Origin of the sequence: Metabacillus sp. B2-18, assembly GCF_021117275.1 — a bacterium.
Lineage (GTDB): Bacteria > Bacillota > Bacilli > Bacillales > Bacillaceae > Metabacillus.
On the sequence record NZ_CP088245.1, the window covers coordinates 371,916 to 388,642 of the forward strand.

12 protein-coding genes are annotated in these 16,727 nt (G+C 35.7%); 11 read left to right on the forward strand and 1 reads right to left on the reverse strand.

Features of this window, described 5'->3' with window-relative positions; all coding sequences use genetic code 11:
• Positions 1-336: 336 nt before the first annotated feature.
• The 11 genes from sstT to LPC09_RS01975 all read left to right on the forward strand — a co-directional run bounded on the left by sstT (position 337) and on the right by LPC09_RS01975 (position 14,098).
• A complete protein-coding gene (sstT, locus tag LPC09_RS01925; RefSeq protein ID WP_231308860.1) occupies positions 337-1,575 on the forward strand; it encodes a serine/threonine transporter SstT in 1,239 nt (412 codons plus the stop codon).
• 180 nt (positions 1,576-1,755) lie between these two features.
• Positions 1,756-4,119, forward strand: coding sequence for a polyprenyl synthetase family protein (locus LPC09_RS01930; protein WP_231308861.1), 2,364 nt, complete (start codon positions 1,756-1,758; stop codon positions 4,117-4,119).
• Positions 4,120-4,204: 85 nt separating this feature from the next.
• A complete protein-coding gene (locus LPC09_RS01935) occupies positions 4,205-5,674 on the forward strand; it encodes a protein adenylyltransferase SelO (protein ID WP_231308862.1) in 1,470 nt (489 codons plus the stop codon).
• 260 nt (positions 5,675-5,934) lie between these two features.
• Positions 5,935-6,501: a TetR/AcrR family transcriptional regulator gene (locus LPC09_RS01940; RefSeq protein ID WP_231308863.1), complete on the forward strand. Its 567-nt coding sequence runs from the start codon at positions 5,935-5,937 to the stop codon at positions 6,499-6,501.
• A 42-nt stretch (positions 6,502-6,543) separates the two neighbouring features.
• Positions 6,544-7,992, forward strand: a complete 1,449-nt coding sequence (locus LPC09_RS01945) for a DHA2 family efflux MFS transporter permease subunit (RefSeq protein ID WP_231309712.1) — start codon at positions 6,544-6,546, stop codon at positions 7,990-7,992.
• A 162-nt stretch (positions 7,993-8,154) separates the two neighbouring features.
• Positions 8,155-9,519 (forward strand): 23S rRNA (uracil(1939)-C(5))-methyltransferase RlmD, encoded by a 1,365-nt coding sequence (rlmD, locus tag LPC09_RS01950; RefSeq protein WP_231309713.1) that lies wholly within the window; start codon positions 8,155-8,157, stop codon positions 9,517-9,519.
• Between the two features lie 224 nt (positions 9,520-9,743).
• Positions 9,744-10,073, forward strand: coding sequence for a PadR family transcriptional regulator (locus LPC09_RS01955; RefSeq protein WP_098797660.1), 330 nt, complete (start codon positions 9,744-9,746; stop codon positions 10,071-10,073).
• Entirely contained in the window at positions 10,060-10,626 is a 567-nt protein-coding gene (locus tag LPC09_RS01960; protein WP_176551099.1) for an HAAS signaling domain-containing protein, read from the forward strand. Before LPC09_RS01955 ends, LPC09_RS01960 begins: the two co-directional genes overlap by 14 nt.
• Positions 10,623-11,516 carry a DUF4097 family beta strand repeat-containing protein gene (locus LPC09_RS01965; protein ID WP_098797658.1) on the forward strand — a complete coding sequence of 298 codons (894 nt, stop codon included), beginning with the start codon at positions 10,623-10,625 and terminating at the stop codon, positions 11,514-11,516. Before LPC09_RS01960 ends, LPC09_RS01965 begins: the two co-directional genes overlap by 4 nt.
• 180 nt (positions 11,517-11,696) lie before the next feature.
• Positions 11,697-12,704 (forward strand): aspartate--ammonia ligase, encoded by a 1,008-nt coding sequence (asnA, locus tag LPC09_RS01970; protein ID WP_098797720.1) that lies wholly within the window; start codon positions 11,697-11,699, stop codon positions 12,702-12,704.
• 389 nt (positions 12,705-13,093) lie between these two features.
• Positions 13,094-14,098 (forward strand): sensor histidine kinase, encoded by a 1,005-nt coding sequence (locus LPC09_RS01975; protein ID WP_231308864.1) that lies wholly within the window; start codon positions 13,094-13,096, stop codon positions 14,096-14,098.
• A 37-nt stretch (positions 14,099-14,135) separates the two neighbouring features.
• Here the strand turns inward: LPC09_RS01975 and LPC09_RS01980 are convergent, their stop codons facing one another.
• The gene (locus tag LPC09_RS01980; RefSeq protein ID WP_098797657.1) at positions 14,136-16,193 is read right to left on the reverse strand and encodes a methyl-accepting chemotaxis protein; all 2,058 of its coding nucleotides are present in this window, start codon (positions 16,191-16,193) and stop codon (positions 14,136-14,138) included.
• Positions 16,194-16,727: the final 534 nt, after the last annotated feature.

Below are 16,727 nucleotides of genomic sequence, written 5' to 3' on the forward strand. Positions count from 1 at the left end.
ATTGGATCTAACAACAAAAAAGATCTTCATAAAGGTACTTGCATATTTGCAGGTGCTTTTTTGTTACTATGAATACTTTCCTCATATATTAATCGCTTACATAAATTAATAAAATGAGTAATTATATAACGTGTATAATAATTAGAATATTTAAATATTTAAGACTTTTTAAAATTAAACAAAAAGTATTGTAATATATCAAAAAACTCACTATAATACTACTTATCGAAAAGACAGTTGTCTTTGTGCAGTGGAATATATTTCTGGAAGTCCATTTTAAGAATAACAAGGTAATAGATTTTAAAAGGATTTTCAATTTTATAGTGGGGGATTATTGTGAAAAATTTATTGGAAAACTGGAATCGGTTGAGTCTAGTTAAACAAATCATTGTCGTCTTACTCATTGGAATTATCTTGGCTGTTACAATTCCAGATGTAGCACAGCCTGTTGTTATTTTAGGTTCTTTATTTGTAGGTGCTTTAAAGGCGATCGCACCTGTTTTAGTTCTTTTCTTAGTTATGTCTGCGATCACTCAGCATAAAAGTGGTCAGCAAACAAATATGAAATCGATCGTAGTACTGTATCTTGTTGGAACGTTTTTAGCAGGATTAGTGGCAGTTATTGCAAGTTTCATCTTCCCGGTCGGCTTAACACTAGCGAATAGTCCTGAGGGTTTCACAGCTCCAGGTGGTGTGTCAGAAGTTCTTAAAACGTTGCTTTTAAACATAGTGGATAATCCGGTTAATGCTATTGCCAATTCAAACTATATTGGGATCTTAACGTGGGCTATTCTAGTCGGTTTAGCATTAAGAAGTGCACCTGAAACGACAAAAACAATGATCTCTAACTTCTCTGAGGCAGTATCTAAAATTGTAACTTGGGTGATTAAGTTCGCTCCGTTAGGTATCATGGGTCTAGTATTTGAATCAATTTCAACAAATGGAATTGACTCATTATTAAGCTATGGAAAATTACTTGCTGTTTTACTAGGATGTATGGCTTTTGTTGCATTAGTTGTTAATCCAATTATTGTGTTTTTAGCTATAAGACAAAATCCGTATCCACTAGTTTTGAAATGTATAAAGGAAAGTGGAATTACAGCTTTCTTTACTCGTAGTTCTGCAGCAAATATCCCTGTTAATATGAAATTGTGTGAAAACCTTGGCTTAAATAAGGATAGTTATTCAGTATCGATCCCACTAGGAGCAACAATCAATATGGCTGGGGCAGCAGTAACAATTTCCGTATTAACATTAGCGGCAGTTCATACTTTAGGTATTGAAGTAGATTTTGCTACAGCCTTAATTCTTAGTGTATTGTCAGCTGTATGTGCTTGTGGAGCGTCCGGAGTTGCTGGTGGATCTCTATTACTCATTCCTCTTGCATGTAGTTTGTTCGGAATTCCGGCAGAAATTGCGATGCAAGTGGTTGGTGTAGGCTTTATCATTGGTGTTTTACAAGATTCTTTTGAAACTGCTCTTAACTCATCAACTGACGCCATTTTTACAGCAGCTGCTGAATTCAAGGAATGGCGTAAAGAAGGCAAGAAAATAGATATTTCAAAAGTAGCATAAAAATAGAAAGCACTTCATTGTAGCAAAAGAGCTAGCAGTGAGGTGCTTTTTTAATTGGGGTTCCTTTTACCTCTGTGCGACGGTCATAAAGATCATACATTTAGCTTATATTTAAATATACTGATAGTATGATAGATAATAACTGAATCGAAAATGAGTTTAAACTGAGGGAATGAATACATGAATGAAAAAATAATGTTTGATACTGATAAAACTTATCAGAAGGCGGAACGAAAGGCTTTAGATTATTACCAATCTCTTTATGAGCAAATCACCCGCAAAACCTATATTCCTGCTTTAACAAAAGATTTTCAAACCTGGAAGCAAAACCATGTTTACCGAAAATCACTATTCTCTGTTTTTACACGTAAAAATAACAAGCCAGAGGCACAGGATTATGACATTTATATTCAATGGCTCAAATATACAGGCAAGCTAACTCCCTACCTAGAACGCAGCATTTCTTACCTTTTTTTGCGTGATCTAGGAAAAGACTTAAGTTCAACTAAAACACAGGAAAGAGTTAACCGAGTAGTTAAAAGTTTAACAAAACATCTAACGAAAAAAACAGATAAGACAGATACGTTCAACATGGCTGGATTATACCGAATAGCTCAAAAGGAAAGCATTGAAACGACCATGATCTGGCTCGTCAATAAGTTAAAGACAGTAACATCAAATATTCCTGAGGAAATTGACCCTGAGCAAGCACGGAGAAAGTTAATAAAAATCATTGCAGGGGTTGTCATGCATGTTGTGGAAGAAATGGATGATGGGGTTGAACCTACTGAACGTGCTCAGAAACTCGATCAAGCCATTCGCTTAGGGTATTGTTATGGTTTAACTTATCCTTTTGTTGATGATTTGCTTGATGTAAATCTTTTATCGCTTGAGGAAAAGAAGAGATATTCAAACTTGATACGAACAACACTTATCACTGGTTCTGTGCCAGAACTAGGGCAATGGGACGGAAATAATGCAGGGTTACTACAATATATTCATTCAGAACTACGAGAAGCCTTTGAATATATTAAAGGAAATCAGCAATCGGAAAATGTGCAGTCATTTTTGGAGCAAGCATATATATTTTTTCAATCACAGGAAGTGGACCGTGTAAAGGACCTTTCTAACCCAGATTACACAAATGAAGACCTTTATATTCCAGTTATTCTAAAATCCGCATCTTCGCGATTAATTGTTCGTTCTGTTCTTAGTGCCTCTGAAGACGAGGGTTTCAATGATCGAACATATTATTATGGAATTTACAATCAGCTTGCTGATGATTTCGCTGACATGTTTGATGACTTAGAGGCAGGTGCTGTTACTCCTTATACGTATTATTTGAAATATCATGTTCAACGTCCCGACCTTATTAATCCGTTTGAATTATATTGGACGGTTATATCAAACTTGATTCACAATGTGTACAAATCAGATTCGAAAACACGCGAGGTTATCCTTAATCGAGCAATAAATGGGTTAAAACGATATAAAAGTAAATTGGGAACTGAAAAATATAATGAAGTGATGGAGTTATTTTCACCTGATTCTTCAAGTTTTACACAGCTTATTCAGAAGATGGTGAAAAAAGCAGATGATGTAGATTTCTTTGATAAGCTGCTACGCGACCATATGTTGAATAATATGAGAAATGAGCGGAATGAACAGGAAGAATTTTTAGAAACAATTAAATTTGTTCGTAATCAACTAAATGATACATTACATGTTTCTCAGAGTGATGAAGAGGTGAATAGTTCCATTGTTGAGGCTGCAAACTATAGTCTTGAAGGTGATGGAAAGCGATTGAGGCCTATTGTTACTTGGGTAATGGCAATTAAGGTATACGGTTTAGATCAATCTGTGATCATGCCATTACTTAAATCATTAGAATACATGCATACAGCGTCTTTAATCTTTGACGATCTTCCATCACAGGATAATGCATCGATTCGAAGGGGGCGTCAAACACTGCATCAGGCTTATAATACTGCTATTGCCGAACTAACCGGTCTTTTTTTAACCCAGAAAGCGACCTGGGAACAAGCATCACTTAAAAAATTTGATCCAAATACTGTCCTGAAATTAATACAATATTCCTCATATATGACAGCCGAGATGTGCAAGGGACAGGCAATGGACTTAGAATCGAAAGGCAAGCCGTTATCTCTAGATCAATTAAATCTAATGTGCTTTTATAAAACTGGAATGGCATTCGAAGCATCTATTATTATGCCAGCGATCCTAGCACATGCTGATGAGACAGAAATAGAGGTGTTAAAGAAATATGCGTATCATGCGGGTATTGCTTTTCAGATTAAGGATGATTTACTCGACTTTGAAGGAGATCCTGCACTGCTTGGAAAAACAGTTGGAAAAGATAGAGAAAATCAAAGTTCAACATTTGTGTCAATCTTGGGCCAAGAAGAAGCTAGAAAAAAGATGTGGGAACATTACTGTCAAGCAATCGAAGTTCTACAGAAAATACCACGAGACATTCCTTTTCTAAAGCATTTTTTGAATTATATAATCAACCGAGATCATTGAGGATAATAACGTCTATAAAAGCAGACAATATGGATATGTGTGAACAACGAAAAGAAAAATATATATAAGGTAAAAAGGAGATCACATGACAAAGGAACAAGACTTAAAAACAGGTTGGAAAATAGACAATAGCTATGCGCGCCTGCCAAAAAAGTTTTTTACTGAACAAAAGCCAACTCCTGTTAGCAATCCTGAGTTAATCATACAGAATGATCAGCTAGCATCATCGCTAGGTCTGAATGTCGAAGAGTTACGAAGTCATGAACAAGTAGAGGTTTTTGCAGGTAACCGAATTCCAGAAGGTTCAACACCTCTAGCACAAGCATATGCGGGACATCAATTCGGTCATTTAAACATGTTGGGAGATGGTCGTGCAGTTCTGCTTGGGGAACAATTAACACCTCAAGATGAGCGGGTTGATATCCAACTTAAAGGCTCAGGAAGAACACCTTATTCACGAGGTGGAGATGGAAGGGCTGCGCTTGGCCCAATGCTTCGAGAATACATTATTAGTGAAGCGATGTATGCCTTAGGAATACCGACTACGAGAAGTTTAGCTGTAATAACAACTGGTGAGAATATTCTCCGAGAAACAGAACTTCCCGGTGCCATTTTAACTCGTGTTGCTGCAAGTCATATTCGTGTTGGAACGTTCCAATTTGCTGCACAATTGGGAACAGATGAGGAGCTTCAAGCTCTCGCTGATTATACAATAGAGCGACATTATCCGGATATTGAAAGAGATGATAACAGGTATCTTTCATTGCTTCAACAAATGATACAAAGGCAAGCTTCATTAATTGCAAAGTGGCAACTTGTTGGTTTTATCCATGGAGTAATGAACACTGATAATATGACAGTTAGTGGAGAAACGATTGATTATGGTCCTTGTGCCTTTATGGATACGTATGATCCTGAAACTGTTTTTAGCTCAATTGATGTTCAGGGCCGTTATGCCTATGGTAACCAACCATTCATAGGTGGATGGAATTTAGCACGATTTGCCGAATCTCTTATCCCGCTAATTCATGAAGATCAAGATAAAGCAGTTGAAATAGCTCAGGAAGAAATATCTAAATATATGGACATTTATGAAACAAATTGGCTTAGAGGAATGAGAGCTAAGTTAGGTCTTTTTTCTGAAGAAAAAGACGATAAAACATTAATTGAAGACCTTCTTACCTTAATGCAGAAGCATAAGGCGGATTATACAAATACCTTTGTTGCTTTAACGTTCGACAAACTGGACGGAATGGAGCTTTTCCGTTCTTCTGAATTTGAACAGTGGAAAGAGCGTTGGCATGAAAGATTAAGTAAGCAAAAAGAACCTAAAGTAGAATCACAAAAGTTAATGAGGGATCATAATCCTGCAGTAATTCCTCGTAACCATCGTGTGGAAGAAGCACTGGAAGCTGCGGTAAAACATGGGGATTATACTGTAATGGAAAGATTATTAGATGCTCTTACCAAACCTTTTGCACACACTACTCAACAGGAAAAATACTGCAGTCTGCCTCCTTCAGGTCAGCCTTACCGGACTTATTGTGGGACTTGAGCGGTGAGAGTAGAGGAATTGATAGGGAGCTTGTCATTCAGATGATTATGAACGACAAAAGTGAAATAGAAGATAGAAGAAATGTCGTTCATCGAGCTTATGAACGACATTTTCAATGTAGATAGCTTTTAAAAGGAGTTTAAGTTATCCTATCAAATTATATTTCAACTAAATAAGCAAAAAGATTTGACATTACCAATGCTACTCTAATAATATTATCTAGACCGGTTGTTATAATTTTGTGAGGTGCAAACGTAAAAATGGCAAAAAAGGAGAGTACAAAGGAAATTATCCTTAAAACAGCAACATGCTTATTTCAGCGCCAAGGCTATCATGGAACTGGATTGAATCAAATCATTGAGGAAAGCGGGGCACCAAAAGGCTCCATCTATTATCACTTTCCAAATGGTAAAGAGGAAATTGCCTTGGAGGCTATTCATCAAATGAAACGGGATATATTGGAGCGGGCACAGGAAGATTTGAGTGGGGGAGAAACAGCTGCTGAAGCATTTCAATTTTATATTAATAAGATTGCGTCTATTTTTGATCACCCTAAAACAATGGAAGGATTATCAATAGGTCTTATTGCTTCAGAAATATCATCAACACACGAAAATCTACGGTTAGCATGTGAAGCTGCTTTTATGGATTGGCAAGCTTTGTATGTTAATAAGCTTAAAGCATATGGTATGGAAACAGAGAAAGCAGAAGAATTAGGCTTAACAATAACTGCATTGATTGAAGGAGCCTGCACACTATCTGCTACGCACAAAAATGGGGACCCTCTACGTGTAATTGGAAAACAATTGCCGTTATTGTTGTCATAAAGAGAGAAGAAAGAAACCTAGTAGGAGGAAACAAATATGGAAATGAATGCACAAGCAAATGGTAAGGGAGTAACTGATACGAGTGAGTTGAAAGTTGTTCCGATTATCATTTCTTTTGTTGTTGCTGGTTTTATTGGTTTGTTTAGTGAAACAGCCTTAAACATGGCATTGAATAATTTGATTACAGGCTTTGGTATTAAAGAAACCACTGCTCAGTGGTTAACGACAGGTTATTTGCTTACACTTGGAATTTTGGTTCCAGTTTCAGGACTTATTTTACAATGGTTTACGACGAGGCAGTTGTTTATTACATCTCTTATTGCTTCTATAATTGGTACGTTCATTGCGGCAGTTGCCCCAACCTTTAGTGTTCTGATGATTGCCCGAGTTGTTCAAGCGGTAGGAACAGCATTACTGCTTCCATTAATGTTTAATACAATTTTATTAATTATCCCTCCGCATAAACGTGGTAAAGTTATGGGGATTATTGGGCTAGTGATTATGTTTGCTCCTGCGGTAGGACCTACTATTTCAGGATTAATACTTAAGACACTATCATGGCATTGGATCTTTTGGATTTCATTACCATTACTCATTGCAGCACTTATTTATGGTATTATTTTTATGCAGGATGTAACAAAGCCAACCAAACCTAAAATTGATATCTTATCAATTATCTTATCTACTATAGGATTTGGTGGTATTGTATTTGGATTTAGTAATGCAGGAGAAGGTGGCGGTTGGGGAAGTCCAACTGTTATAGTTTCAATGGTTGCTGGAGGAATAGCCTTAGTCTTATTCACTATTCGACAATTAACAATGAAGCAACCTATTCTAAATTTACGAGCTTTTAAATATCCGATGTTTACAGTTGGCTTACTAATGGTTGTTGTATGTATGATGGCCATTCTTTCTTCAATGATTTTATTGCCACTTTATTTACAAACATCGTTGGCTCTAAGTACGTTTGCAGCTGGTCTTCTATTACTTCCTGGTGGAATCATTAATGGAATATTATCACCTGTAATGGGAGGACTATTTGATCGTTTTGGTCCTAAATGGCTAACGATTATAGGAATGACCATAGTAACAGGCTCAATGTTTGGTTTTTCTACCATATCAATGGAAACATCTTCATCCCTTATTATAGGACTTCATATTGTCATGATGGTTGGAATTTCTATGGTTATGATGCCTGCGCAGACGAATGGATTAAATCAATTACCACCTGAGCTTTATCCAGATGGAACGGCTATAATGAACACACTACAGCAAGTAGCCGGAGCAATTGGAACAGCTGTTGCAATTTCAATCCTATCATCTGGAACAAGTAACTTTATGGAAACAGTAGAAGATAAACAAAATCCATTAAACCAAGTACTTGCCTTCACTGAAGGTGTCCAAGACGCTTTTGTATTTGCGATTATCTTATCAGTTGTTGGTTTGGTTATTTCGTTGTTTATTAAGCGAGTGAATGTAGAGCAAGTTTAATGGTGCCTGTCACCACCCGAATTTTCTTGTTTCACATGTGAAACGGTGTAATCAAACTGCTACTCAGAATTTGGGTAGCAGTTTTCGAGTTGAATAGGGTTAAGAGAAAACTAGAGTAATAAATAAAGGGAGGAAATTTTTACCTTGACTAAAGCAGAAACAATGATTGCTGAAATACGTCATTTAGATGACAGGGGTTCAGGACAAGCTGTTATTTGGCGGGAAAACGAACTTGGTAATCCGAAGAAATTAAAACTAACTATTCCACAAACGCTTCCAGGGGAGAAGGTACGTGTAACGGTTGATCAACCAGAAAGAAGAAGAAGAAAGGTTCTACCTGAGGAGATCTTAGAAGCTCATTCTGATAGATTGGCACCACCATGTCCTCATTTTGATAAATGTGGTGGATGTGTGTGGCAGCATTGGCAATACACAGCCCAATTAAAACAAAAAACTGAGCATGTAAAACATGCAATCGAGGAACAAGGATTTAATCCTGTGCTAGTTAAAGAAACAATTGGGATGGATCAGCCTTGGCACTATCGCAATAAAATGGAGTTTACATTTGCTCCTGATGGTTCTCTTGGGTTACATGAGCAAGGGAATTTCCGTAAAGTAATCTCGCTTGAATCATGCTTAATTGCAAGTAAAGAAATGGTCGAGGCTGCTATGGAAGTAGCAGTTTGGGTAAAAGATTATCAATTAAAAGGCTACAATAAAGATACCCACGAAGGATTGCTTCGTCATTTAATGGTTCGACAATCTTTCGCAACTGGAGAAATGATGCTAGGGCTTTTTGCAACAGAAGGACCAAATGATACCCTTCAAAAGGCTGTGGAAGATTTGGTTTCGAGAATTGAGGCAAAGTATCCACAAGTAAAAAGCTTGTTATGGCTTGAAAATACACAATGGGCAGATCGTACACAGTCTGAAAAAAGTCATACATTAGCAGGACGAGATTTCATTTATGATGAAATGGATGGCTACCGTTTTCGTCTTTGGTTTGATACATTCTTCCAAACAAATCCGACTCAAGCTCAAAAATTAGTTGATTTAGCAGTTGAAATGGGTCAACCGAAAAAATCAGAAAGCATGATTGACCTTTTCTGTGGAGTTGGGACATTCTCGCTCCCATTTGCAAATAGAGTCGGAAAGCTTGCGGGTATTGAAATTGTAGAGAGTTCTATTGAATCAGCTAAAAGAAATGCAAGTGATAACGGGATATCTAACACGTATTTTCTAGCTAAGGATGCTAGAAAAGGAATTGATTCAGTATTAGAAACGTTTGGTAGCCCTGAACTGCTTCTTTTGGATCCTCCTAGATCAGGTGCTGGCGGAAAAGTCATGAGAAGAATTGGACGTTCTAAACCAGAAAGAATTGTGTATGTATCTTGTAATCCTGATACATTTGCGACAGATATTAAAGAACTTGAACAATTTGACTATGAGTTAAAAATAGTACAACCTGTTGATCTATTTCCTCATACAGTTCATGTGGAATGTGTAGCATTATTAGAGCTAAAATAAGAATCTGTTTTGTTTTTAAGGTGGATACCCATAGCGGGTTGTCTGCCTTTTTTGTGGTGCCTGTCACCACCCGAAATTTGTAGAATCATGTCGTTTGTTAAATAATATTATCCAGTACCTTGCATTGTTCACTAGGATGGTATATTATGTTAATTGTAGTTATTGAATAATGTCTACTACCTTATAATGTTCAGTACCGGGTTATACTGCTTAGGAGGAATATAATGAATGTGCAATTTAAAAAAGGAGCATTGGAGCTATGTGTGTTAATTCTAATTTGTAGAAAAGATCAATACGGTTATGAATTGGCTCAAAATATATCGAGTAAAATTCAAGTGGCAGAAGGAACGCTATACCCTTTATTAAGAAGATTAACAAAAGAAGAATATGTGACAACGTATCTAGCCGAATCATCAGAGGGACCTCCAAGAAAATACTATTCACTAACTGATAAAGGTAAGGGGTATATGAATATTCTTATTGAAGAGTGGACTCAATTTTCAAATGCTGTGAATGAATTTATTTTGGAGGGTACCAAAAGTGAAGAAAAATAACTTTATGAGGAAATTAGAGGAGCTTTTATCAAGTGTTCCAGAGGTAGATCGAAAAGAGATGCTCTATGATTATGAAGAGCATTTTACTGTAGGCCTAGAGGATGGCAGAACAGAGGCTGAGATTGTCAATGAATTAGGTGATCCACATTCTATTGCTAGGGATTTGCTTTCGGAATACAAGTTAACAAGATTGGATCATCAAAAACAAGGAACGAATACATTAAATGTCATTTTAACGGCAATTATGATGGGCTTTTTAAACCTGGTTTTTGTTTTAGGGCCTGCGTTGGGTATTTTTGGAGCATATATTGGTTTAGTTGCAGCATCATTCATACTTATTATTTCACCTTTAGCTATTATAGGATCAGTTATATTTAATGGACTTGAAGATCTTGCAATTGTTTTCTTTTTATCTATGATTACATGCGGATTAGGTATTTTACTAGGGATTGGCATGTTGAAAACAGGGAAGTTCCTATTAAAAGCATTCCTTAAGTATATGAACTTTAATAAAAAAGTAATTTACGGAGGAAAAGGGGTAAAAGCGGCATGAAAAAAGCGGTGATGTTTGCATTTTTCTTAATTGTTGTTGGTATTGCAGGTTCTGTTGTTACGGCAGCTACGACCGATGTATTTTCACTTGAAAAGAGAGAGATTGTTCAACAGGAAGAGGTAAAAGGGACTGAAATTCAGCAAATAGAGGTTGGTACATCTTCAACAAACATAAAAATGGTTCCTTCAAAGGGAGATTCTATCGAAGTAAAATTAACTGGGAAAGTTAGTGAGAAGCTTAAAGATAAATATAAGCTGGTTATTACAGAAGAAGGAGATAAAGTAAACATTCATGTGAAAAATCAGGATTTATACTTCTATGTTGGTTTTTCCTTTATCGAACTGAATTTAGAGATTGAAGTACCTGAAAAGGATTACCAGTCCTTAGTTGTTGAAAGCTCTTCAGGAGATATAGACATTTCTCAGCTTAAGGTTGAAGAATTTAGTGCAGAAGCTAGCTCTGGTGATATTACGATTGATCAAATGTCAGTTAGCACTAATAATAAAATGGAAGCAAGCAGTGGAACAATAAATGTGAAAAATTCATCAGCAAAAGCTTTTGATGTAGGAGCTAGCAGCGGAGACATTATTCTCCGGAACGTTGACGGTCATGTTGAAGCTGAAACCTCTTCAGGTAGTATTGAGATGAACAATAAACAGGTTACTGGTAATATAAATGCAGTGGCATCAAGTGGAGATGTTATTATAGGTTTTGATGAATCTCCTAAGTCGCTTTCTGTTGACTTTAGGGGAAGCTCAGGAGATGGAATCATTGAGCTGGAAGGCTTCAGTTATGAAGACAAATCAGAGAATAGTATTAACGGGAAGATTGGTAGCGGGGAATATGAGCTTAAGGTAAGAACATCATCCGGTGATTTTCAATTGAAGTAAGGTATTTTTTATAAAGGGGTGCTACTATGCGTGGCATCCTTTTTGGGTCATGTATCACTTAAAATAGGCTATTATTTAGTTCACAATCATACTGGACTTTCATACTTTAAATTAGTTATTACCCTAGGGATTAAAAAGCAAAGAACAGCGCTGTTTCTTTTAAATGTTGGAGGCCTATTAATGAGTAAAACGTATGCTTCATCGAGATATTGTTCGTTACTAAGTTTAGTAGAAACAGAAGAGGCAATAAGGAAGCTTAAGGATTTTTTTGTTATGAACCTTTCCCAATCGTTAAATATCATGAAAGTTTCTGCCCCGATCATGGTTAAATCGGGAAATGGAATAAATGATAATTTAAATGGAATAGAACGTGTCGTTTCCTTTGATGCCTTAGATTCTGACAGCAGCATTGAAATTGTGCAATCTTTAGCAAAGTGGAAAAGGATGGCAGTAACTCGCTATGGCTTTCAAAATGATGAAGGCTTATATACGGATATGAATGCGATTAGAAGAGATGAAACCTTGGATAACACTCATTCTCTATACGTTGATCAGTGGGATTGGGAAAAAGTAATCTCAGAGGGACAGCGGAATGAACAAAAATTAAAGGAAGAAGTCCAAAAAATTTATGAATCAATTAAGATAACTGAACAATATATGTTCGGTTTATATCCAAAGCTTACTCCGACTCTACCAAACAATATTGCGTTTATTACAGCTCAGGAGCTTGAACAACTATATCCTCAAATCTCCCCGAAAGAAAGGGAGGATGAGATTGCTAGAAAATATGGGGCTGTATTTATTATGGGCATTGGTGGAGATTTGCCTTCAGGTGAAAAGCATGATGGGAGATCACCAGATTATGATGATTGGACTTTAAATGGCGACATTATCCTTTGGAATCCTGTATTAGAAAGAGCGTTTGAGGTATCTTCTATGGGGATTAGAGTTGATCGGCATGCACTTTTAAAGCAATTAAAAGAATCTAACTGTGAAGAACGTAAATCACTAGACTATCATAAAGCCATCTTGAATGAAGAACTTCCTTCTACAATTGGAGGAGGAATTGGGCAATCAAGATTATGTATGTTCTTATTGAAAAAAGTTCATATTGGCGAGGTGCAAGCTTCTGTTTGGAGTGAACAAATAATAAAAGAATGTGAGGATAACAATATTCCATTACTATAAATTAAATGAACGTGCCTTAATAGGTACGTTCATTTAATTATTAACTTTTAACGGAGCAAGGGATATAATAATGTATTGAACGTCTTTGTGAAAATTAACTAGACGATCAAATTATGTGTTAGTTAACCTCTTTAAGGAAATACTTAATGAGGTCAAATAATCAAAAAGGTGTTTTTATGAAGAAGTTAAAATTACATATCAATAAAACTTTATACTATATTTCAATTCTAATAATTATTCTAGTTATGGTTACGGGGCTGATGGTCGGAAACACTCATCTTGATACTTTTAACTCTGGGATACTGTTACATATAATTCTTGTTACTATGTTTTCAATTTGCTTGATACTCTACCCGAGCTTTGAAACACACTATTTTAGAATGGTGATCATGCTAACAGCTTCTGCATATTTCTATGGTCTCTTTTTCATATACCCGGAAACCTGGTCAACATTTGTGTTTATTTGTTTAATTCCAGCAATCTCAATTTTATTTTTTGATGCAAGACTTTTTTATTTCTCACTTTTTTTAAATGTAGTGCTAACATCAGCAACATTTGCTTATATTATTTTTATTGATCAAGGTAAATTATATCCTCATATAAAACTTGATATTGTAGGAAATGTTATTAATTTTGTTGGTATACAGGCAGTTCTCTATCTACTTTTTTACATTTCCTATTTTAGAATTAAGCAATTAAAAGGCTATTACGAGCAAGTTCAGCAGTCTGAACGGTTAAAGACGGCGGGTCAACTTGCTGCTGCGGTAGCCCATGAAATTAGAAACCCTTTGACCGTTGTAAAAGGGTTTCTACAGTTGTATAAAAAAGAGGAATCATTCGATGAACAGGTAAAGAGAAATTTTTCTTTAATGATTGATGAATTGGATGCTGCTGAGCATGTTATTTCTCATTTTTTAACGATAGCTAAACCAGACAAAGAGGTTAAATTAGAGAAAATAGATGTAAGGGATGCCCTTCAAAGTGTGGCTGATTTACTAAATTCCTATGGCCTTTTGAATGATAACAAAATTGAGTTGCATGTAGAAGACAACTGTTATATTGCTATTAATTTAATAGAATTTAAACAGTTAACAATCAATTTAATGAAAAATGCAATAGAAGCCTCCAGTCATGGTTCCAAGATTTCTGTAGTAGGCAAAAAGGTAAAGAATTCAGTTGAAATAAGGATTGTTGATGGAGGGATAGGTATGTCTGAGTCAGAAATTAAGAATCTCGGCACACCTTTTTATTCGTTAAAAACGAAGGGTACTGGATTAGGGTTGATGATATGCTTTAACATAGTTGAGAAGTATAACGGAACAATTGAGTTTGTGAGTGTTGAAGGGGACGGAACAACTGTTATCATTCGTTTTCCTTTCGTTCGTATAAATTAAAAAGGAGGGTGAAGACAATCACCCTCTTACCTTGACATTAAATTTGGAATCGTCGAATTTGTTCTGAGAGTTGATCAGATATCTGTGATAATTCACCCGCTCTATTTGATACTTCTTCCATTGAGCTTGTGGATTGCTGTGAAGAAGCTGCTGTTTGTTCAATACCTGCCGCTGCTTCTTCTGAGACAGAGGCAATTTCTTCAATAGAATTGTTCATTTCACGGCTGCTATCAACAATTATTTTTAAATTAGTCGAGATGTGTTTAATATTTGTGACCATTTCTAATACAGATTGAGAAATGGTTTCAAATGTTTTACCTGTTAACTCAATTTGTCTAGAACCCTCATCAACCTCTTTATATCCTACCTGAAGTGATTGTACAACATGAGAAGATTCATTTTGAATTTTATTTACGATGTTTGTAATATCAACGATAGATGCTTTTACTTGCTCTGCTAGTTTTCTTACTTCATCGGCTACAACGGCAAATCCCTTTCCGTGTTCACCTGCTCTGGCTGCTTCAATCGCAGCATTTAGAGACAATAGATTTGTTTGTTCTGCAATTTCTTGAATGACTAGAACTAATTTTGAAATTTCTTTTGATTGTTGATCTAGACCTTGTACTTTATTGACAGCATCCTTAACAATACTGTCAATTGTCCCCATTTGATCAACAGACTGACTCATTAATAGGCTTCCTTCCTTTGTCATAGACAGAACTTCATTTGATGTTTCAGAAACATTTTCACCACTTATGTTTGCTTCTTGTATTTTTCCAACGAAAGTTTCCATCATTTCTAATAAGTTTGTTGAGCTTGTAGCTTGGGATTCTGCTCCAAATGAAAGCTCTTGCATTGTTGTAGCAATTTGCTCGCTTCCCTCTTTTACTTCATTTGCTGAGTGGGTTAGCTCAATACTTTGATTGGATAAATTCTCTGTCACATGTGTAACGCTCTCAATCATTTCCTTTAAGCTTCTTTGCATTTCATTTAAAGCAATAGCCAATTGGCCAATCTCTGTTTTAGGATTGAAATTTAATTCATTGTTCGTTAAATTTCCATTAGCTATCTCTTGGATATGTTTCAGGATCTTCTTAATCGGCTCAGTAATGGAACGACTAGTAAAGATTCCGAATAAAATAAGAGCAACTGTTATCACTAGTAAAACAACAATGTACGTAATTAACTCAGCTTTTGCACTGCTTTGAAGGTTATTGGATTGATCTGTAAGGGATTCGGCAATCGCATCTTCAACCTCTTTGAAAAGATTGATTTTAGTTGTCATTTGTGTGTACCAATTCTCACTATCAACATTAAAATTTTCAGAAGTATTAAATGCTTTTTCCCTCATCTGTTTAACATCTTCTACTACTTGATTGCTTAAATGCTGTTCAAGCAAAGATAATACTTTGTTATTGGTTTCAGCATTTTGAAACAAGGATAAATATGTATCCTGTTGAGCAATAAGTGAGATAAACTTTTGATATTCCCCGCTTGAAAATGAATCTCTTGCAAAAACATTACTCATTAGAGCACGTTCAATACCTGTTTTTTCCTTAGCATTCATAAATAACACATAAGCATTTACTGATTTTGCAAGATCAGCATTAGGTGAAATTTTAGAAATATAGCTCATAACACTAAGCATTTTTTCGTTATGATGAGTGTAGTAGCTAATCCCTATCGAATCCTCAATTTGTTGATTACTTACATTTTCCCTGTGCTCGGACAATTGATCTTTAATTTTTATCGCTTCTTGTAGTTCTTTTGTAAAATCTTCACCATATGGTTTTGGATCAAAGCTACCGAGGAATTTATTAAGATCATTTAGTTTTGTATCTGTTACTTTTCGCTGTTGGGCTACCTCTGAACTGAATTTCTGACCATCACTACCCATGAATACCCCGGTAGCACCTCGTTCTTTTTGCATTTCATGAACAAATGCACTGATTGTTGTTGAAAGGTTGATTAACTCACCTAACTGTGATGCTTCTTTGACTGTTTTACTTCGTTCAATTGTACTAATACCTGCTAGTGCTAATATAACAAGTAGAGGTATCGTAATAAGAATAAATAACTTTCTGCTGATTTTCATTGACTTTCCCCACTTATCGTAATGATATATGCATATTATAAATGCAATAAAATCATATCTGATTTATGTGTAAAAAGTAACGGGAATAGATTCCTATTATGAGGGTTAACTAGTAATAAGGTACTATTAATTCTTTAGGTGCATCAATAAAATTAGCAGAATAGCTGCTGCAGTTTCCGAATACAAAAAACGAAATCAGCACACTTAAGTTTTTGTCAGCATAAAAATTCGCAAACTCACTGTTATTCCAATTGGGTGCTAAAAATAATATCTAACTACCAGAGGGTGGGTTATGATTCTGAGAGGCGGATAAATAAAGCAACCTTCTTGAATTAAGTAACCATTATATAAATAAGCGGAATTTTTCTGGTTAGACTGAAGGATAGAACCGATTTTTGGGATATAAGCGGAGTTCTTCCGGTTAAGCAAAGGAAAATGGTCCATTTTCATCTTTTTTGATTAAATAGGCGGAATCTTTCCGTCTATTTAATCTGTTTTTCATGATATTTCCTCAATAAAAGGAATTTCTCCACT